We start from the raw sequence: 20,091 nt of genomic DNA on the forward strand, positions 1-20,091 counted from the left end.
TCATGGCGATTTTGGTTACGGGCGGAGCGGGTTATATCGGCTCGCATACGGTGGCGGCGCTGCTGGAGCAAGGCAAGGAGGTTGTCGTCATCGACAATCTGCAGACCGGACACCGCGGAGCTTTGCTGGGCGGCAAGCTGTACGAAGGGGATTTGCGGGACAAGGAGCTGCTGAAACGGCTGTTCTCCGAAAACGACATCGAGGCGGTCATTCATTTTGCCGCCAACTCCCTGGTCGGGGAAAGCATGAAGGACCCGGTCAAATATTTCGACAACAACGTTTACGGCACGCTGTGCCTGCTCGATGCGATGAATCAGGCGAACGTGCGCAAAATCGTCTTTTCTTCCACGGCGGCGACCTACGGTGAACCGGAAAAAGTGCCGATCGAAGAAAGCGACAAAACCGAGCCGACCAACGTGTACGGTGAAACGAAGCTGACGATGGAGCGGATGATGGCCTGGTTCGACCAGGTGCTCGGAATCAAATACGTATCGCTGCGCTACTTTAACGCCGCAGGCGCCCACGAAAGCGGGAAAATCGGCGAAGACCACCGCCCGGAAAGCCACCTGATTCCGCTCATTATTCAGGCGGCTTTGGGGCAGCGCCCGTCGATCCAAGTGTTCGGCGACGATTACAATACGCCGGACGGCACCTGCGTCCGCGACTACATCCATGTCGGCGATTTGGCGGACGCCCATCTGCGGGCGGTCGACTACCTGCAGCGCGGCGGGGACAGCAACGTGTTTAACCTCGGCAACGGGCAGGGATTTTCGGTCAAAGAAGTAATCGAAACGGTTAAAAGCGTGACCGGCCGCGATTTTCCGGTCGTGATCAGCCCGCGCCGCGCCGGCGACCCGGCGGTGTTGATCGCCTCTTCCGACAAGGCCCGCAGCGTGCTTGGCTGGCAGCCTTCGCGGGGCAAGCTGGAGGACATTATCGAGAGCGCCTGGGCTTGGCACAGCAATCATCCGGACGGCTATAACGACAACTAAGGGGTGAGTTAAGCGATGGGAGTAGACGAGAGAAACCGGCTGGACGTTTTGCACGCGCTCGAACGGCTGGTCCATTACGCGCTGGAGCAAGGCATGATCGATTGGTGGGACGTCGATTACTCGCGCAACCGGCTGCTGGAGCTGTTTTCTTTTGACGAGCCGTCCGCCGGAACGGTGGCGGAGGAGCCCCTGTCCGGGCCGCAGGAGCCGCTGGAAATTTTGATCGACTACGGCTTTGCCATCGGGCTGATCCCGGAAAATACCGCGACGTACCGCGATTTGCTGGACGCCAGGATTATGGGCCTGTTGATGCCGCGCCCTTCCGAGACGATCGCCGCTTTCCGCAAAACGCAAAGCGAACAAGGAATCGCCGCCGCGACGAACGCGTTCTACAAGCTGTCGGTGGACAGCAACTACATCCGGATGGACAGGGTGCGGCAAAATATTTATTGGAACCAGCCTACGCCTTACGGCGAGATGGAGATTACGATCAATCTGTCCAAGCCGGAAAAAAATCCGCAAGAGATCGCCATGGCCAAGCTGCTGCCGCCTCCCGTGTATCCGAAATGCCAGCTCTGCCGCGAAAACGTCGGCTATGCGGGACGGCTCAACCACCCGGCCCGGCAAAACCTGCGCGTCATTCCGCTGGAATTGAACGGGGAACCGTGGTTTTTCCAATATTCGCCTTACGTGTATTATAACGAGCACTGCATCGTGTTCCATCACGACCATGTGCCGATGAAGCTAACCCGGGAGACATTTAAACGGCTGCTCGATTTTACGGCCCTGTTCCCGCATTACTTCATCGGCTCCAACGCGGATTTGCCGATCGTCGGCGGTTCGATTTTGACCCATGATCATTTTCAGGGAGGGCGCCATACGTTCCCGCTGGAAAAAGCGCCGATCGAAGCGGCCTTCGCCCATCCGGATTTTTCCGGCGTAACGGCCGGCATGGTGAAATGGCCGATGTCGGTACTGCGTTTGCAAGGCCGCGATCCCGGCGTGCTTCTCGAAGCGATGGACGATCTGTACGAGAAGTGGAAAGCCTACAGCGACCCTGACGCCGCGATCCGGGCGTTTAGCGAACAGGACGGGCAAAGCGTGCCGCACAATACGGTGACCCCGATCGTACGCCGCAGCGCGGACGGCGGTTTTGAAGCCGATATCGTGCTGCGGAACAACCGGACGGACGAACTGCATCCGGAGGGGATCTTCCATCCGCACCGGGAAATGCACCATATCAAAAAAGAAAACATCGGTTTGATCGAGGTCATGGGGCTGGCGATTTTGCCGGGGCGGCTGAAGGAAGAGCTGGCGCAGATCGCCGGCATCCTATGCGGGGACAAGGCCCTGTATGATCAGACCGTAACCGACCCGAACGCCCGTTTGGCGGTGCACGCCGACTGGGTGAAGGAGCTGGTTGACCGGTTTGGAACCTCGCTGACCCGGGATGCGGCCGCTGCGCTGCTGCGTGACGAGGTCGGGCGCAAGTTCTCGGAAATCCTGGGGCATGCCGGCGTGTTTAAGACGACGGAAGCCGGGCGGGCGGCTTTTGAACGTTTCGTCGCCTCGGCGGGTTACCGGAAACAGTAGCATAGGTTTATTCAGAGATGCGTGAGGGGGCGGCCCGGGCAAGCATGTGGCTTGGGCCGGCCCCCATTTTTATTTATTCGCGCGACTTATGCGGTGCGAAAATCGGCGGTGGAGGTAAGCTCAATCTTGAAATCGGCGAAATTGCGAATCTGTAAAGTCGCGAAATTGCAAAGTCTGCAAAAATGCGAGTCTGCAAGTCTGCTAAGTCTGCAAGTCTGCTAAGTTTGCTAAGTTTGCTAAGTCTGATAAGTCTGCGAAATGTGCAAAGTCCGGGAATGTGCAAAGTCTGTGAAATCTGCAAAGTCTGCGAAATGTGCGAAATCTGCGTTTGCTAGCCGGTTACTGGAATGATCGACCGCCGGCCGTCGTAATAGCGGCAAATTATGTGCTTATTACTCCAAACCCCAGCAAATTCAACCCATTAGCGGCATTTTCTGTACTTATTTTTCTATAAATGTTCCAGAACGCGGGCATTTCCCTGCGGGTGGGGAAAATAGCGGCACAAATTGCCTCTACTTCTCTCAAATGAACGGATATCACCGGAATAACGACATTTTTTGTCCTTATTATTTTCGCAGTGGGTTTCTCAGGCAGCTTGGGCTTTCCCGAGCAGGCGGTTCCTGTTCCTGTTCCTCAAAGTACCGGCTTCCCGCATTGTCTCTCCGTGGCGCCATTCCTAAAGGCACCTTGCCAACGGCTTCCGCGGCTTTCGTTTTCATTGTTTTCTTTTTGCGGTTGGAAGTATAATAAGGTCGTAATTTCTACATAAAACAGGTTGGAGGGAGCTTGGCATGGACAATTTTGTGTTTCGTAATCCGACGAAGCTGATTTTCGGCAAAAACCAGCTGGAAGCTTTAAAAACCGAGGTTCCGGCTTACGGCAAAAAAGTGCTGCTGGTGTACGGCGGCGGAAGCATCAAGCGCAGCGGCCTGTATGATAAAGTGTTGGCGGTTTTGGGGGAAATCGGCGCCGAAGTGACGGAGCTGGCCGGCGTGGAGCCGAATCCCCGGCTGTCCACGGTTCGCCGCGGGGTCGAGCTGTGCAAAACGAAGGGCATCGAGCTGGTGCTCGCCGTCGGCGGAGGCAGCGTGCTGGATTGCTCCAAAGCGATTGCGGTGGGCGCCAAATTTGACGGGGACATATGGGATATCGTGGACCGCAAGGCTGCGGCGACGGCGGCGCTTCCGCTCGGGACGGTGCTGACGATGGCCGCCACCGGCTCCGAAATGAACGGCGGATCGGTGATTACGAACGAAGCGACGCAGGAAAAACAAGGATGGGGCAGCCCGTTCGCTTTCCCCGCCTTTTCGATCCTCGATCCGCAAAATACGTTTTCCGTGCCGAAGGATCAGACGGTTTACGGCATGGTCGATATGATGTCCCACGTGCTGGAGCATTATTTCCATAAAGCGACCAATACACCGCTGCAGGACGGTTTTTGCGAGGCACTGCTGCGCACCGTGATCGAAACGGCGCCCAAGCTGATCGCCGATCTCGAAAGCTACGAGCATCGCGAAACGATATTGCTCTGCGGCACGATGGCGCTGAACGGCGTATTGAATATGGGCTATTCGGGCGACTGGGCGACCCACAACATCGAACACGCGGTGTCGGCCGTGTACGACATTCCGCATGGCGGCGGGCTCGCCATCCTGTTCCCCAACTGGATGAAATACAACCTGAAGCATGACGTGTCCCGCTTTAAACGCCTGGCCGTAAACGTGTTTGACGTGGATCCGGAGGGCAAAAGCGACGAGGCCGTGGCGCTGGAGGGCATCGAGGCGCTGCGTTCGTTCTGGAGCTCGATCGGGGCGCCAAGCCGGCTGGCGGATTACGGCATCGACGACAGCAAGCTTGAAATCATGGCCGACAAGGCGGTCAAATTCGGTCCGTTCGGCCGATTCGCCGTGCTGAATAAGCAGGACGTGGTGGAAATTTACCGGATGTCGCTGTAAGCATAAGTTATTGGGCCGTCCCCTTTTTTGGGGGACCGGCCCTTTTTCTTTATTGATGCGGAAAATCACTGGGAAAACCGCGCTCCAACCGCTGGGAGGCTATTTTTGTTGAAACAAATTCCCTGAAATAACGTATGAAATATATAGATTTACATATTTGTTTATCGAAAGGAGGGACGGCATGGAAACGCTGTTTTGGTCCTGCTTTATCGGCGGAGCGCTGTTTGCGGTCGTCAGCGCGCTGATCGGAGACTTGATCGGCAGCTGGATAGATGGGATTTTCGACGCGGTGTCCGCCGATTTCCTCAAACCGGTCATTACGGCTTCGGCGGTAACCAGCTTTGGCGGGGCCGGGATTTTATTGCATCGCTATACCGGACTCGGGAACGCCGCCGTGATCGCGCTTGCGCTCGTCATCGCTTTGGCGCTGGCCGCCGCAGTTTACTTCGCTTACGTCAAGCCGGCGGAAAACAGCGAAAATTCCACCGGTTATTCGACCGCGGAGCTGCCCGGTAAAGTGGGCGAGGTGACCGTGCCGATTCCTTCGGAAGGTTTCGGCGAAGTGATGGTAACGCTGGTGGCCGGCAACACGATTCATATCGCCTCCAGCTTTGACCATCGGGAAATTCCCGCCGGAACGCGCGTCGTCGTTGTGGATACGAGGGACGGAACCATTCAAGTATCCGAGCTGTATGAAAACCAATCTTGAAAAGGGAGCTGATGTGATTGTTTGAAAGCATTCCTGACATTATCCTGATTCCCGCTGTTGTGATCGGGGTTATCATTGTGCTGGGCCTTGCCTTTTGGGCCAGATACAAAACCGTAAGCCCGGACGAAGCGATGATCGTAACCGGTTCTTTTCTCGGCAACCGGAACATTTCCGATGACCAGTCCGGCCGCAAAATTAAAATCGTCCGCGGCGGCGGGGCGTTTATCTGGCCGATTTTTCAGAAAGCGGAGTACTTATCGTTATTGTCCCATAAACTTGACGTAATGACGCCTGAAGTGTATACCGAACAGGGCGTTCCGGTTTCGGCCGACGGCGTGGCGATCATCAAAGTGGGCAGCTCGATCGAGGACGTGGCTACCGCGGCCGAACAGTTCATGGGCAAGCCGATCGAATCGCTGAAAGGCGAAGCCCAGGAAGTGCTCGAAGGACATCTTCGTTCCATTTTGGGCTCCATGACCGTCGAGGAAGTGTACCGCAATCGCGATAAATTTGCCCAAGAGGTCCAAGGCGTGGCGGCGCGCGACCTCAAAAAGATGGGGCTGCAGATCGTTTCGTTCACGATCAAAGACGTCCGCGACAAGCACGGCTACTTGGAGGCGCTGGGGAAACCGCGGATCGCGGCGGTCAAACGGGACGCCGATATCGCCGAAGCGGAAGCGCTGCGGGATGCGCGGATTCAAAAGGCGCTGGCCGAAGAGTCCGGGCAAAAGGCCGAACTGCTGCGGGACACGAATATCGCCGAAGCGGAGAAGGAAAAAGAGCTGAAGATCGCTTCCTTCAAAAAAGAGCAGGATACCGCCAAGGCCGATGCCGACCAGGCTTATTTCATCCAGGAGGCCCGGGCCAAGCAGATCGCGGTTGAGGAGCAGATGAAGGTCGAACTCGTGCGCAAGGAACGGGAAATCGATCTGAAGGATAAAGAAATCAACGTACGTCAGAAACAGTATGATGCTGAAGTGAAGAAAAAAGCCGATGCCGACCGTTACGCGGTCGAACAGGCGGCGGAAGCCGAAAAGGCGCGGAAGATGCGGGAAGCCGACGCGCTGCAATACTCCATCGAAACCCAGGCGAAAGCATCGGCCGAACAGAAACGGCTGGAAGGTTTGGCGATCGCCGAAGCCGAGCGGGCCAAAGGCTCCGCGGAAGCCGAGATCATCCGCCTGCGCGGGTTGGCGGAAGCAGAGGCCAAGGAGAAGCTGGCCGAGGCGTTTTCGAAGTTCGGAGAAGCGGCGATTTTGGATATCGTTGTCAAAATGCTTCCCGACTTGGCCGGACAAATCGCCAGTCCATTGTCCTCCATCGATAAATTGACGGTGGTCGATACGGGCAAAGGCGAAGGGGCGGCCCGCGTCAGCAATTACGTCACGGAATTAATGGCGACGGCTCCGGATATGCTGAAAAGCGTGTCCGGCATCGAACTCGACCGCTTGATTCAGGGCTTGACGAAAGGCAAAACGGTGGCGTCCGCGCAGCCGGCGGAGGGGACGCCCGCAGCTTCGGCGCGAAGCGGCGAGGCCAGCCGGGAGGCGGTTGCGCTGGAAAGCGCGGCTTCGCGGGAAGCTAAAGAGTAAGAGATTGGACTTCAGTGGATCCAAAGAGGCCCTCCTAAGCAGTTAGGACGGCCTCTTGTTTTGCGGCTGAAGCGCTTTTTGCGGCGGTTGTCCTATACATTTATCCGCAAACGGCTGACAAGGGCTCGGCCAATCGTTTATAATGGGCGTACATGTTTTCGGAGAATAGACAAGAAGAGGTGCGACCTGTGAACAGTCTACGCGTGGCCAAAGTGTTGAATAACAACGTCATTATCGCCAACCATCCGGATCATGGCGAAGTCGTTGTGATCGGCAAAGGCATCGGATTTAACCGCAAATCGGGCGAGTCCATTCCTCTTGAGGCGGTAGAGAAACTGTTCATTCTTACGAATCAGCAGGAACAGGAACAATACAAACAGCTAATTCCCCAGGTGGACGAACAACTGATTGAGCTCATTGGCGAAATCATCATGTATATTTCCAGCAAAACGCAAGCGACATTGAATGAGCACATCCATATTGCGCTCACGGACCATTTGGCGTTTGCCATCAAGCGGGCGGAGCAGGATCTCGCCTTCCACAATCCGTTTCTGTTTGAGACGAAGGAGCTGTATCCGCTGGAATTCGAGCTGGCCGAATACGCCATCGATTTGATCCGCCGGAAAATGGGCGTCGATCTCGGCCAGGATGAAACCGGATTCGTGGCGCTTCACATCAACAGTGCCATGACGAACCGCCACATCAGCGAGGTGCGGGGGCATGCCCAACTGATCGCCGATTTGGTTGGCATAATTGAGGATGATCTGCAATTTTCCATCCTGCGGAACTCGCTTGACTACTCGCGGCTGCTGACGCACCTGCGGTTTGCCATCGAACGGGTTCGCCGCGGCGAGCGGGTGGCCGAAGTCGATAAGCTGGAAAGCTTGCTTAAGCGCGAGTATCCGACCTTGTATGCGCTCGCTTGGAAATTGACCAAAGTGATGGAGAAACGCCTGAAAATGCCGGTTTATCAGGCGGAAGTCTCCTATTTGACAATGCACTTGCACCGCATCGTTCCGCCCGAGATCAACTAACCTCTTGCGTATGCAAAATAGGTCTGCTATAATTTCAAGTGCATTAACAACAATATCAAATCACAATGTGTAACTGATTCGATCAGGCATGAGTTGATAAAAGGTTTTTGAGTGTATCGTTGGATTACGGGGTATTCTATCCCTAACGAAACGATAACCGAAAATCTTTTTTGACTCATGCTTTTTTGTTGTTATGATCATTTAATATTTCAGGAGGGTGCATTATGTTCAAGCGTTTCTTTGGTGTTTTGCAGCGGGTCGGGAAAGCGCTTATGCTGCCTGTCGCGCTGCTCCCTGCTGCAGGACTGCTCCTGGGGATCGGCAATATGCTGGTCAGCCCGGACTTTCTTGAACGGGTTCCAGCCTTGGACAACCAGACGATTCATGCGGTAGCGACCGTCATGATGAACGCCGGGCAGATCGTGTTCACGAATTTGGCCCTGCTCTTCGCCGTCGGCGTTGCCGTTGGTCTGGCCGGAGGCGAGGGCGTCGCCGGCCTGGCCGCGATTATCGGCTATCTCGTGATGAACGTGACGATGGGTACGGTCATCGGCGTAACGCCATCGATGATCGGAACCAACGCGGCCTACGCCAATGTGCTGGGGATTCCGACGCTGGCCACCGGCGTGTTTGGCGGGATTATCGTCGGGATATTGGCCGCCGCCATGTATAACCGCTTCTTTAAAATCGAACTGCCGTCTTATCTCGGATTTTTTGCCGGAAAACGGTTTGTTCCGATCATGACGGCGGCCACCTCGGTGCTGCTCGGTTTGCTGATGGTCGTCATCTGGCCGCCGATTCAATCGGGGCTGAACGCCGCTTCCCACTTCATGCTGGATCAGAACCGGACGTTGTCCGCGTTTGTGTTCGGGATTATCGAACGCGCATTGATTCCGTTCGGTCTGCACCACATTTTCTATTCCCCGTTCTGGTTCGAATTCGGGGAATACACCAATGCGGCGGGCCAACTGGTGCGCGGTGACCAGAACATCTTTATGGCTCAGCTTCGCGACGGCGTGCCGTTTACGGCCGGAACGTTCATGACCGGCAAATTCCCGTTCATGATGTTCGGCTTGCCGGCGGCGGCGCTCGCCATTTATCACGAGGCCAGACCCGAGCACAAGAAATATGTGGCGGGGATTATGGGCTCAGCGGCGTTGACCTCGTTTCTGACGGGGATTACCGAACCGCTCGAATTCTCGTTCCTGTTCGTGGCTCCGGTTCTGTTCGCCGTGCACTGTGTGTTTGCCGGTTTGTCGTTTATGACGATGCATCTTTTGGGCGTAAAAATCGGGATGACGTTCTCCGGCGGTTTGATCGACTACCTGATTTTCGGGGTTATTCCAAACCGCACGCCTTGGTGGTACGTCATCATCGTCGGCTTGATTTTGGCCGTGATCTATTACTTCGGGTTCCGGTTCGTCATCCGCAAGTTCAACCTCAGGACGCCGGGACGGGAAGAGCCGGCTGAAGATAATGAAGATGCGGAAACCAGCCGAGGAAAAGTCACGCAGGATGAGCTGCCGCACAACATTTTGTCCGCGCTGGGCGGACAGGAAAACATCGTCCACCTGGACGCTTGCATCACGCGGCTGCGGGTTGAAGTTAAGGATAAAGCCAACGTAAGCAAGGACCGGCTGAAAAATCTGGGGGCTTCCGGCGTCCTGGAGGTCGGCAACAATATCCAGGCGATCTTCGGCACGCGCTCCGATACGATCAAGACGCAAATTGCCGATATTATGAACGGCAAGGCGCCGAGAGCCGCCGAGAAGACGGAGGCGGACAAACCTGCCGAAGTGGAGCGGCAGGCGGCCCAGGACGGCGACGCCATCATCAACGAGGATATCGTGATGCCGGTCAACGGCGAACTGATGGATATTTCCAATGTGCCGGACCCGGTGTTCGCGGAAAAAATGACGGGCGACGGCTTTGCGGTTCTGCCGCATGACGGGGTCATCGCTTCTCCGGTCTACGGCAAGGTGTTTAATGTGTTCCCTAGCAAGCATGCCGTCGGCATCATGTCGGACGGCGGCAAGGAAGTGCTGGTGCACATCGGGGTGAACACCGTGAAGCTGAAAGGGCAAGGCTTCAAGGTGCTCGTGAACGAAGGCGACCTGGTTTCGGCCGGACAGCCGATTATGGAGGTCGACCTGGATTACGTGAAGGAGCACGCGCCTTCGATCATTTCGCCGATTGTGTTCTCCAACCTGCCGGAAGGGGCGGCGGTCAAGCTGAACAAAACCGGCAAGCTGGCGAAAGGCGAGCCCGATATCGTTACAATCAAATAAAAGCTGCCGGCGCCCTAGCGTCACGGGCGCCGGCAGAAAATTTGGAATTGTAATCGCGTTCCCTTAAAATAAAAGGGAGCGTTGATATATATTTATACTACATTCACGAGAAAGCGAGAGGATTTTATTATGGAAAGAACCTTTAGAATTACGGATGAAGACGGTATCCACGCACGCCCTGCTACGGCATTGGTAAATACGGCCAACAAGTTTAAAGGAGCTGAATCCTTTGCCGAAGCGAAGGGCAAAAAAGTGACCCTGAAATCGATTCTCGGGGTGTTGTCCCTGGGACTGGAGCAAGGGGACACCATTACGTTGTCCGTTGAAGGAGAACAAGCTGCAGAAGCTCTTCAAGCGCTCACCGACGTCATGGTTAACGAGGGGTTAGGGGAAGTAAATGCTTAAGATCGACGGCATCGCCGCTTCGGCCGGCGTGGCCATCGCCGCGGCGTTCAGACTGGAGCATCCCGATTTTACGGTAAAACGCCGGGATGCTTCGGATCCCGCCGCCGAGTTGGCACGGCTGGACGAAGCGCTGGCCAAATCGCAGCAGGAGCTTGAAGCGATCAAAGAGCGCACGCTTCAAGAGCTTGGCGAGAAGAAAGCGGAGATTTTCGAATCCCACCTGCTGATCCTGAACGATCCTGAGCTGCTGGATCCGGTACGGGAAAAAATTTCCAGCGAGAAAGTGAACGCGGAATACGCGCTGGACGAGACGGCAAATCAGTTTATCGCCATGTTCGAGAACATGAAAAGCGCGTACCTGCAGGAACGCGCCGCGGACATGCGGGACGTCACCAAACGGGTGCTGACCCATTTGCTGGGCCTCACCTACGTCAATCCGGCGGAGATCGACCGGGAAGTCATCGTTATCGCCGAGGATTTGACGCCGTCCGATACTGCTCAGCTTAACCGCAAATACGTCAAGGGCTTTACGACGAATATCGGCGGCAGAACGTCGCACTCCGCGATTATGGCCCGTTCGCTGGAGATTCCGGCCGTCGTCGGGACCAAAGAGGTGCTCGGCAAAGTAAACAACGGCGATCTGGTGATCGTGGACGGTCTGGACGGCCTGGTGATCATCAACCCGTCCGACGATGTGGTGAAGGAATACACGCAAAAACGCGACGACTACCTCAAGCAAATCGAGGAGTGGAAGAAGCTGCGCGAAGTGGCGACCACGTCGAAGGACGGCGTGCACGTTGAACTGGCGGCCAACATCGGCACGCCGAACGACGTTGCCGGGGTGCTCGACAACGGCGGCGAAGCCGTAGGCTTGTACCGCACCGAGTTCTTGTACATGGGCCGCACCGAGCTGCCGTCGGAGGAAGTTCAATTTAATGCTTACAAGACGGTGCTGGAAAAAATGGAGGGCAAGCCAGTCGTTGTCAGAACGCTCGACATCGGCGGCGACAAGGAGCTGCCTTACCTTAATCTGCCGAAGGAGATGAACCCGTTCCTCGGCTTCCGCGCCATCCGTCTTTGCCTGGAGCAAAAGGATCTGTTCCGTACGCAGCTGCGCGCCCTGCTTCGAGCGAGCGTTTACGGCACGCTGCGGATCATGTTCCCGATGATCGCCACGCTGGACGAGTTCCGCGCAGCCAAAGCGGTGCTCCAGGAAGAGAAGGAGAAGCTGACGGCCGAAGGCGTCAAGGTCGCGGACGATATCCAGCTCGGCATTATGGTGGAGATTCCTTCGACCGCCGTTATGGCCGATCAATTCGCCAAAGAAGTGGATTTCTTCAGCATCGGCACCAACGATCTCATTCAATATACGATGGCCGCCGACCGCATGAACGAACGCGTTTCCTACTTGTATCAACCGTATAACCCGGCGATTTTGCGTCTGGTGAAAATGGTGATCGACGCCGCCCACAAGGAAGGCAAATGGGCCGGCATGTGCGGCGAGATGGCGGGCGATAAAGTGGCGATTCCGCTGCTGCTCGGCCTCGGCCTGGATGAGTTCAGCATGAGCGCGACCTCGATTTTACCGGCACGCTCGCAGATTTCCAAGCTTTCCAAAGCGGAGATGGAAGCTTTGGCAGCCAAAGCGCTGCAAATGCGGACCGCGGAGGAAGTCGTGGAACTGGTGGGCGGTATCGGCGAGTAAGACGAAGTAGGCGAAATTGCCGAATTAGCCGTATTAGGAAGTTCTATCTATTCTTTTCCAAACTAGTTTTGCGGGTTTCTCTGTTAAGCCGGCGCCTTCCGAGGCGCCGGTTTTTTCTAGGTGAATTTAAGTATTGGCATTGCCATTGGATATATCCAATAGAATTGGAAATTTACTAGTAAATGCAGCAGCTTGATTGGATTTGACGGGGACCCGAACTGAGGACTGAGGCGGCTGTCTATATGTAGCATTCGTGTCTGGTGTCTTGGTGTCTTGGTGTCCCTGCATGCTGCTTTGCACGATTATCCCTTTCATTCAGTGGATAGGTGTTAGGGGCTAGGATAAGGATTAATAAGGAAAAAATGAGGCGGTTCAGGTGAGATTTACGGCTTGATAAGGGAACGTGCGTTTGGTATAATGAAATAAATGGAACTTGTGTTCGTACATTCTTGATTCGGGGGCGAGCGGATATGGAAGTCAATACGGGAACGGAACTTCAGCCATTCAGCAGCCGTTTTAACAGCGAGCAGGACTGCATGGAAGCGCTAATCGCGATGAAGTGGCCAAACGGCTTTGTCTGCCCGCGCTGCGCTCACACCCGGTGCAGCCGTCTGACTTCCCGGCATATCCCCTTGTTCGAGTGCGGAAAGTGCAAGCATCAAACATCGCCTTTGGTCGGCACGATTTTTGAAGGAACGCATCTCCCCCTGGTGAAGTGGTTTCACGCTCTGGAGTTGTTCCTGCTCCCTGACGGCATCTCGGCGCTGCGGCTGCGCCAGGTGATCCGGGTCACCTACAAAACCGCCTGGTTAGTGCTTCACAAAATACGTCATGCCGTGGGGGAGTTCGATGCCCGGGAGCTGCTCTCCGGAGACGTGAAGGTGAACAGCGATCAGTACGGACGTAATCCGTCCCGGTGTCAGCTTTCGCATCCGTACGCCTCGGCGGTCGTGGCCGGCTGCACGGTCAAGGATTCGGGCGAGCCGGAGCAGGTCAAAATCCGCCTGGTGCCAAATAAGCGGGGAGGCGAAAAGAGGGCAAACCGTCAAGATCTAACCGCGTTTATTAGCGGGCATGTGGATGTCCGTACATCGGAGGTGCAGTTGTTCCCTCAGGCCTTTCGGCTGTATGCTCCCTTGCGCAAAGTGGTGAGAGAGGCGTGGGAATCGCTGAAGAGTACGTATGGAGCCCTGGGACTGAAGCATCTGCAGGCGTACCTGAACGAGTACACCGGACGCCGCCGGCTGCGCCTGTCCGGAGGACGGCCCGGAGCGGAAGAAACGATGCGGCAGAAGTTGCTGCGCATGTGTGTGGCGATTCCGGCGATCCCTTACCGTAAGCTGGTCGCGCGCCAACCGAATCAGCCCCTTGGGGCAGCAGCCTGATCGAAGTGCTTGAACGGTGCCGGCATTGATGCAGACGGATTCAGGTTGCAGCAATAACCTGTCTAATGATCTCGAACATGACTGCTTCTTACAAATATATTTTCTTCTCCTGGATTTATCTTTTTCTTTGCTTCCCTGATCAAACGGGATAATCGTGCAAAGCGCCCGGACAGCAGATATTGATCTGCCGACCAACCCACAACCCATCGGCCTCCCCCCTCCCCTGCCCTGTACGCTTTTAACGCCCTCAAACAAATTAAGGTTTATTTTTGGACGAATTTGGGATAAAGTGAGGTAAAACTTACTTTTAAGAACCTCTTAAAGGGATGTCAGGAGCAAACTATGAAAAACAGCCATATGACGATCGGAATCATTGACATCGGATCCAACTCTATCCGTCTGGCTATTTATGAAGCAACGCCGCAAGGGGAGTACCGGTTGATTCAGGAAATTAAAGAGTCCGCCCGGCTCAGCGAAAAGATGAATTCGGGCGGCGCCATGGAGCGGAAGGACGTTCTTTCGATCGTGCCGATTCTGGAGCAGTTCAGGGAAATTTGCGACGTGTACGGCTGCCGGCAAATCCGTGTCGCCGCGACGGCGGCGATCCGGAATGCGGCCAATGCGGGGGAAATTGCCGAACTGCTCACGCGGCATACCGGACTTAAGATCGAAATCCTTACCGGGGAGCAGGAAGCCTATTTCGGCTTTCTCGGCGTCGCCGGCGCCATGGCGGAGGAGGACGGCTTCATCATCGACATCGGGGGAGGGAGCACGGAAATCACGTTGTTTCGGGCCCGTAAACTGCTGCACAGCATCTCGCTCCCTTTAGGTGCGGTGAATGCCCAGGTCAAGTTCGGGAACGGAAAAGAACCGTGGACGGCCGAAAATGCGGCCAATCTGGCGGCCGAGATCGAGCGGGTGCTGTCGGGCCATCCATGGATGGCCGCCCATCCGGGGCTGCCGTTAATCGGTCTCGGCGGCACGATCCGCACGCTTGGCAAACTCGACCAGCGCCGGCGGAAATATCCGTTGCGGCTCGCCCACTATTACAGGCTGGCTCCGGAAAGCATCCGCCATTATGCCGAAACGCTGCCGTTCATGCCGCTCGAAAAACGCAAACGCCTCGACGGTTTGTCCAAAGCGCGGGCCGACATTATCGCTCCGGGGCTGATTATTCTGCAGACCGTGTTTGCGCGCATCGGAGCGGACTGCTGCCTGATCAGCGGAGCGGGGCTGCGGGAAGGGCTGCTGCAGGATGCGCTGGGGCTGCAGGTTCCCGCCGCCTCCGAAGTGTTAGCGCTGCAGTCCCGCGGCTTGCTTGCATTTCATAACCAGTCCCCGCGTGCTCATTTTCAGCAGGTCAGCCTGTACGCGGTCCGGCTGCATGATCTTTTGCTGGGAGCCCCCGCAACCGGCGGGGCGAAAACCCGGCAGATCGCGGCCGCGGCAGCCATGCTGTACAAAATCGGCGGCGCCGTGCGCTACCACCAGTACGACAAGCATACGTTATATTGGCTGACGCAAGCCCCGCTTGGCGCTTTAACCCACCGTGAGGCCGTTATATGCGGGTATGCGGCGGATTATCCGGCCAATCACGGAAAAAAAATGAATTTGGAAAATTACCGGGAGCTGCTTGCGGAGGGAGACGAAATCCTGATCCAGAAGCTTGGCGCCATCGTGGAAGCGGCCGTCGCGCTGGATGCCAGCGAAACGCAAAACGTCGAGCTGCTCAAGGCCGGGGCGACCTCCGGCGCGCTGCTGCTGACGCTAAAATGCCGCAGTCAAGCTTACCTGGAGATCAGGCAGCTTGAAACTGCGGCAAAAAGCTTCAAAAAAGCGTGGGAGCTCAGATTGGAGTGGGAGGTTCGCTCTTCTTCCACACGCTGATGTCCAGGGCGTCAAATTGGCTGCGGCAGGCCGGCTGAGTGCCGGTGAACGGCTCGTATTTTCCGCTTGGCACAAGACGCTTCGCTTTGACGTTGTCGGAGAGCGACAGCATCAAAATCTGCACGAGCGTCTCCCGGGTTTCCGGCTTCGTCACGGGGCACATCAGCTCCAGCCGGCGCGTCAGGTTGCGCGTCATCCAATCCGCGCTGGACAGCCAGACTTCCGGCTTCCCGCCATTTTCGAAATAATAAATGCGCGAATGCTCCAAAAAGCGGTCGACGATGCTGCGCACCGTAATCCGTTCGCTCAGGCCTTCCACGCCGGGGCGCAGGCAGCAGACGCCGCGGACGATCAGGTCGATGTAAACCCCGGCCCGGGAAGCGGCGTACAGCTCGTCGATCATCTCCTGGTTGGACAGCGAGTTCATTTTGGCGATGATTTTGGCCGGCCTGCCGGCCGCAGCGTGTTCGGCTTCCCGGCGAATCAGCGCAAACAGCTTGTCCTTCATCCCCGTCGGCGCCAGCGTAAACGCCTGCCATTCGCCGGCGTCCGAGTATCCGGTGATCAGGTTGAACAATTGCGAGGCGTCCTCGCCGATCGCGGTATCGGTCGTAAACAAACCGATATCGGTATACAGGCGCGCGGTAATGTCGTTGTAATTTCCCGTCCCCACATGCACGTACCGCCTTAAATCACGGCCTTCCTGCCGGACGACGAGCAAAATTTTGGCGTGGGTTTTAAGGCCCACCAGGCCGTACACGACATGGCATCCCGCTTTCTCCAGCGTGCGGGCCCAGGCGATGTTGCGCTCTTCGTCGAACCGCGCCTTAAGTTCCACGACGACGGTAACCTGCTTGCCCGATTCCGCGGCGCGGGCGAGCGCCCGGATGAGCGGCGAATTGCCGCTGACCCGGTACAACGTCATCTTGATCGCCATCACGGCCGGGTCCTCCGAAGCCTGGCTAATGAAATCCGTCACGGCGTCGAAGCTTTCGTAAGGATGATAGACCAGCACGTCCCGTTGCTTAAGCACCTCGAAAAAATCGTCTTCGGCATCGAATTCCCGGGGATACACCGGATCGATCTGCGGGTAGCGGAGCTTCGGATACCCTTTGACCACGCCCGGCAGCTTGCCGAGGAAGCTTAAATCGAGCGGTCCGTCGATTTCAAATACGGCGTCCGTAATCTCAAATTCCTCCTTCAGCACTTCCAGCGCGTAAGGATGGATACCCTTTTGGATCTCCAGCCGAACGGGCGCTCCCCAGCGGCGTTTCCGCAGCTCTTTTTCAATTTCCTCGAGCAGATCCTCGGCCCCTTCTTCGTCAAACGCCAAATCGGCGTTGCGGGTTACTCTGAACTCGTGCACGGCGAGCGGGACATAACCGCTGAATAGCGTTTGAATATGGTGGCGGATCAACTCTTCGATCAGAATGAAGGATTGCTTTTTGCTGTTGGAATGATGCGGCAGCGGAATGATGCGCGACAGATTGGAAGGAATTTGCACGATCGCGAAATAAGGCTCCTTCTCCTCCTCTTCGTCCGGCTTCTGCGCTTCATTTTCCCGCTTCAGCACGACGGATAAATAAACAAACCCTGTATGGACCAGCGGAAACGGCCTGCTTTGGTCGACGGCCATCGGAGTCAGCACCGGGAAAATAATGTCGTGATAGTACGTTTCCATAGATTTGCGCTGCGTCGAGGTCAGCTCATCGTATTTTAGAAATACGATGTTCTCTTTGGCGAGCTGTCTCGACAGATCCCGGAACGTCCGGTACTGTTCGCCGACCATCGCCGAGATTCTAGCAATCAGGCGTTTGTATAGTCCATCGGGCGTATAGCCGGTGAAATCTTTTTTGGTGTAACCCGCGCGGATCTGATCCTGGATCCCGGCCACGCGCACGCTCATGAACTCGTCCAAATTGCTCGACACGATCGAGAGAAATTTGGCTTTTTCCAGCAAAGGCGTCGCCGGATCCTTCGCTTCCTTCAGCACCCGGCGGTTGAATTCCACCCAGCTTAAATCGCGGTTTAAATATCTTGAACCTTGGTTTTTCGTTTCTGCAAGCGCCATCTCTACCATGACCTCCATTGGCCGAAAAGCTGTCTTAAAATCTTCGTTTTAGTATGGTGTTCCATCTTTTATTTTACAATGCCGATATGCCGGCGAAATACCTACTTTTGTAAAATCTATGTAAAAATTATAATTCCGTGTAAAATCGCGCTTCCTAAAATCATCCGATGCTTGTACACTCCCGGCAAAAATGGAGTAAAATAGAAATGCGACGTCTTTTGACGCCTGCCATTGAAGTTTTTATATTTCAAGGAGGTTGTTCAAGATGAATGCAAATCATCACGCGTATTATTTGAATGCCGCACCCCGAACGGAGTTTAACCGTTCGTCGCTGCGCCGGCTGAGACAAGACGGCCGGGTGCCCGCAGTGATCTACGGGGCCGAAACCGAAAATCTGGCGGTTCATGTGGATGTGAAGGAGCTTTTGAGGGTCGTCCGTACCGGAAGAACGGAGTTTTTCGACTTGAAGGTCGAAGGGGGACAGGTTTTTCCGGCGCTGATTAAGGAAATTCAGCAGCATAACGGGAAAATCGTCCATGTCGATTTTCAGCAGGTGACCAAAAACAAGCCGATCCGCGTAAAAATGCCGGTGCACTTGATCGGTACGGCCAAAGGCACGAAGGTTGGCGGAGTTCTGCAAATCCAGGAAACGGAGCTGGAGGTGGAAGGGCTGCCGGATATTTTGCCGGCCAGCTTGGATGTAGATATTTCATCCCTGGATGCGGGCGATAAATTGCTGGCCGGGGACGTACGGCTTCCGGACGGCGTTGTTTTGCATTCGCAAGCGGACGAGCTGCTGGCTTCGATCGTTCTGCCGCGTTCAGCGGAGGCGGATGCGGCCAGGAACGGTGACGAAGAACCCGCGGGGGCCGAAGGAGCCGGCGAATAAAGGACCGACTAAAAACCGGCAAGATCATGGGCCTGGAGTTCAGGCTGCCGTTAGGCGGGCCGCTCCCTGCGCGATCACGCAGGAAGCGGCCCGTTTTTTGAAAAATACCAGAAATTATAAAATTATCAGCGAAGTAGAAGATAAGGCACAGGTAGAGAGGGGAGGAGAAGAGGAAAGCTTGACGAAACCCGCTTTTGTAACTAGAATGGTTGCAGGATAACCGGGATTACATAAGTTAAACTAACGGCTGTCCTATCCGCGCAATCATTAGTTCAACATATATTGCAAGATTTTATTCAGAAAGAAGGGTTCGCATGCCGCCGAAAACGAAAACCAACGCTTTGGCCCAGCGCAAAGCCGAGCAGCTCAAGCAGCAGCAAAAACAAAAAACGAGAAGATTGATCTGGTTCAGCACGGTGGGAGTATTGCTCGTGCTGATTATCGCCGTCCTGGCGATCCAACCGCAACCGAAATCAGAAACGGCATCGTTTGATTATGCGAACCTCCCTGTGCTTGGGAATGCCGAAGCACCGGTGAAGATCGTAGAATTTGGCGATTTCCAGTGTCCGGCTTGCAAAAACGTAAATCAACTGATCAAACCGGAGCTGGTCAAAGACTATGTAGATCAAGGCAAGGCCGCTTTTTATTTTATGAATCTGCCCATTCTCGGGACGGATTCGCATACGGCGGCTTTGGCGGCGCAGTCGGTATTTCACCAAAACCCCGACGCTTACTGGACTTATTTCGATGCGATTTATGAACGCCAAGGCGATGAGAATAGCGGATGGGCTTCGGCGGAGTTTCTCGTCGCGCTGGCCAAAGAGCTGAAGCTGCCGATCGATTACGACCAGCTGCAGAAGGACATAACGGAAGCGACTTATAAAAATGAAGTCGATGAACAATACGCCAAAGGGGACAAGCTGGGCGTAAACAGCACGCCGACGTTTTTCATTAACGGTATTGAGTATGCGGGCAACGTTGGCGATTACGCTGCTCTGAAAAAATACATCGATCAGGAACTCCAGGGCAAATAACGAACGGGGAGGAACGGGCGTGCGGGCTTTTCTAAGGGATTACGGCATTTACCTTGCTTGGCTGGTCGCGCTGGTCGCTACGGCGGGCAGCTTGTATCTCAGCGAGGTGCTGCACTATGAACCGTGCCGGCTCTGCTGGTTCCAGCGGATATTCATGTATCCGCAGGTCATTTTGCTGGGCATCGCGGCCTACCGGAACGACCGGAGCATCATTCCGTACGTGCTGCCGCTTTGCATCATCGGCGGAACGATCTCGCTTTACCATTACGGTGAGCAAAAAATTCCGGGATTGGCGCGGCTGGTTCCCTGCAAAGTGGGGGTTCCTTGCAACGTGGATTATTTGGGCAGCGGCTGGCTTGGTTTTATTACAATACCGTTTATGGCGCTGACCGCTTTCGTTCTGATCGTCCTGTGCTTGCTGGCGGCGCGCCGCAAGGCCGAGGCGGAGGAACCGGAAGGGCGGATATAACCAGTAATTTCTATAATCTTAATAAAAAACCTATCCCTATCACCTTTAGCAGGTTAATAGGGACAGGTTTTTTGACGTTTTAC

Annotated in this window: 16 protein-coding genes; 15 read left to right on the forward strand and 1 reads right to left on the reverse strand. The window is 55.4% G+C overall.

Annotation, left to right across the window (positions count from 1 at the left end; genetic code table 11):
* Positions 1-2: 2 nt before the first annotated feature.
* The 11 genes from galE to DYE26_RS31700 all read left to right on the forward strand — a co-directional run bounded on the left by galE (position 3) and on the right by DYE26_RS31700 (position 15,545).
* Complete coding sequence (galE, locus tag DYE26_RS31650) at positions 3-992, forward strand: UDP-glucose 4-epimerase GalE (protein WP_036620713.1); 990 nt, start codon at positions 3-5, stop codon at positions 990-992.
* A 15-nt stretch (positions 993-1,007) separates the two neighbouring features.
* Positions 1,008-2,585: a UDP-glucose--hexose-1-phosphate uridylyltransferase gene (locus tag DYE26_RS31655; RefSeq protein ID WP_036620716.1), complete on the forward strand. Its 1,578-nt coding sequence runs from the start codon at positions 1,008-1,010 to the stop codon at positions 2,583-2,585.
* Between the two features lie 791 nt (positions 2,586-3,376).
* Positions 3,377-4,540, forward strand: coding sequence for an iron-containing alcohol dehydrogenase (locus DYE26_RS31660; protein WP_036620718.1), 1,164 nt, complete (start codon positions 3,377-3,379; stop codon positions 4,538-4,540).
* 181 nt (positions 4,541-4,721) lie between these two features.
* On the forward strand, positions 4,722-5,249 hold the full coding sequence (locus tag DYE26_RS31665; protein ID WP_036620719.1) for an NfeD family membrane protein: 528 nt from the start codon (positions 4,722-4,724) through the stop codon (positions 5,247-5,249).
* Positions 5,250-5,266: 17 nt separating this feature from the next.
* Positions 5,267-6,841: a flotillin lipid rafts scaffold protein FloT gene (locus DYE26_RS31670; RefSeq protein ID WP_240534106.1), complete on the forward strand. Its 1,575-nt coding sequence runs from the start codon at positions 5,267-5,269 to the stop codon at positions 6,839-6,841.
* 188 nt (positions 6,842-7,029) lie between these two features.
* The gene (glcT, locus tag DYE26_RS31675; protein WP_036620721.1) at positions 7,030-7,875 is read left to right on the forward strand and encodes a glucose PTS transporter transcription antiterminator GlcT; all 846 of its coding nucleotides are present in this window, start codon (positions 7,030-7,032) and stop codon (positions 7,873-7,875) included.
* Positions 7,876-8,099: 224 nt separating this feature from the next.
* A complete protein-coding gene (gene ptsG, locus DYE26_RS31680; protein WP_036620723.1) occupies positions 8,100-10,163 on the forward strand; it encodes a glucose-specific PTS transporter subunit IIBC in 2,064 nt (687 codons plus the stop codon).
* Between the two features lie 129 nt (positions 10,164-10,292).
* Complete coding sequence (locus DYE26_RS31685; protein ID WP_036620725.1) at positions 10,293-10,568, forward strand: HPr family phosphocarrier protein; 276 nt, start codon at positions 10,293-10,295, stop codon at positions 10,566-10,568.
* Positions 10,561-12,273: a phosphoenolpyruvate--protein phosphotransferase gene (gene ptsP / locus DYE26_RS31690; RefSeq protein ID WP_036620727.1), complete on the forward strand. Its 1,713-nt coding sequence runs from the start codon at positions 10,561-10,563 to the stop codon at positions 12,271-12,273. Before DYE26_RS31685 ends, ptsP begins: the two co-directional genes overlap by 8 nt.
* Before the next feature lie 470 nt (positions 12,274-12,743).
* On the forward strand, positions 12,744-13,658 hold the full coding sequence (locus DYE26_RS31695) for a transposase (RefSeq protein ID WP_051985323.1): 915 nt from the start codon (positions 12,744-12,746) through the stop codon (positions 13,656-13,658).
* 342 nt (positions 13,659-14,000) lie between these two features.
* Entirely contained in the window at positions 14,001-15,545 is a 1,545-nt protein-coding gene (locus tag DYE26_RS31700; RefSeq protein ID WP_036620730.1) for a Ppx/GppA phosphatase family protein, read from the forward strand.
* Here the strand turns inward: DYE26_RS31700 and ppk1 are convergent.
* The gene (gene ppk1, locus DYE26_RS31705) at positions 15,505-17,616 is read right to left on the reverse strand and encodes a polyphosphate kinase 1 (RefSeq protein WP_115311364.1); all 2,112 of its coding nucleotides are present in this window, start codon (positions 17,614-17,616) and stop codon (positions 15,505-15,507) included. The two genes, DYE26_RS31700 and ppk1, sit on opposite strands and share 41 nt — an antisense overlap.
* 265 nt (positions 17,617-17,881) lie before the next feature.
* Here ppk1 and DYE26_RS31710 point away from each other — a divergent pair, with 265 nt between their 5' ends.
* From DYE26_RS31710 to DYE26_RS31720, 4 genes are all read left to right on the forward strand, one after another.
* Positions 17,882-18,505, forward strand: a complete 624-nt coding sequence (locus DYE26_RS31710) for a 50S ribosomal protein L25 (RefSeq protein WP_036620734.1) — start codon at positions 17,882-17,884, stop codon at positions 18,503-18,505.
* A gap of 97 nt (positions 18,506-18,602) precedes the next feature.
* Positions 18,603-18,725 (forward strand): hypothetical protein, encoded by a 123-nt coding sequence (locus DYE26_RS34635; RefSeq protein WP_255310261.1) that lies wholly within the window; start codon positions 18,603-18,605, stop codon positions 18,723-18,725.
* Positions 18,726-18,819: 94 nt separating this feature from the next.
* Complete coding sequence (locus DYE26_RS31715; protein ID WP_036620736.1) at positions 18,820-19,539, forward strand: DsbA family protein; 720 nt, start codon at positions 18,820-18,822, stop codon at positions 19,537-19,539.
* A 19-nt stretch (positions 19,540-19,558) separates the two neighbouring features.
* Positions 19,559-20,008: a disulfide oxidoreductase gene (locus DYE26_RS31720; protein ID WP_036620739.1), complete on the forward strand. Its 450-nt coding sequence runs from the start codon at positions 19,559-19,561 to the stop codon at positions 20,006-20,008.
* Positions 20,009-20,091: the final 83 nt, after the last annotated feature.

Source organism: Paenibacillus macerans, from assembly GCF_900454495.1.
In the GTDB taxonomy this organism is placed as follows: domain Bacteria; phylum Bacillota; class Bacilli; order Paenibacillales; family Paenibacillaceae; genus Fontibacillus; species Fontibacillus macerans.

Bases quoted from the DNA above. Each gene is read 5' to 3' on its own strand.
- DYE26_RS31715 (WP_036620736.1), top strand. From the start codon at position 18,820: ATGCCGCCGAAAACGAAAACCAACGCTTTGGCCCAGCGCAAAGCCGAG.
- DYE26_RS31655 (WP_036620716.1), top strand. From the start codon at position 1,008: ATGGGAGTAGACGAGAGAAACCGGCTGGACGTTTTGCACGCGCTCGAA.
- galE (WP_036620713.1), top strand. From the start codon at position 3: ATGGCGATTTTGGTTACGGGCGGAGCGGGTTATATCGGCTCGCATACG.
- DYE26_RS31695 (WP_051985323.1), top strand. From the start codon at position 12,744: ATGGAAGTCAATACGGGAACGGAACTTCAGCCATTCAGCAGCCGTTTT.
- DYE26_RS31685 (WP_036620725.1), top strand. From the start codon at position 10,293: ATGGAAAGAACCTTTAGAATTACGGATGAAGACGGTATCCACGCACGC.
- ptsP (WP_036620727.1), top strand. From the start codon at position 10,561: ATGCTTAAGATCGACGGCATCGCCGCTTCGGCCGGCGTGGCCATCGCC.
- ppk1 (WP_115311364.1), bottom strand. From the start codon at position 17,616: ATGGCGCTTGCAGAAACGAAAAACCAAGGTTCAAGATATTTAAACCGC.
- DYE26_RS31660 (WP_036620718.1), top strand. From the start codon at position 3,377: ATGGACAATTTTGTGTTTCGTAATCCGACGAAGCTGATTTTCGGCAAA.
- DYE26_RS31665 (WP_036620719.1), top strand. From the start codon at position 4,722: ATGGAAACGCTGTTTTGGTCCTGCTTTATCGGCGGAGCGCTGTTTGCG.
- DYE26_RS31700 (WP_036620730.1), top strand. From the start codon at position 14,001: ATGAAAAACAGCCATATGACGATCGGAATCATTGACATCGGATCCAAC.
- DYE26_RS31710 (WP_036620734.1), top strand. From the start codon at position 17,882: ATGAATGCAAATCATCACGCGTATTATTTGAATGCCGCACCCCGAACG.
- ptsG (WP_036620723.1), top strand. From the start codon at position 8,100: ATGTTCAAGCGTTTCTTTGGTGTTTTGCAGCGGGTCGGGAAAGCGCTT.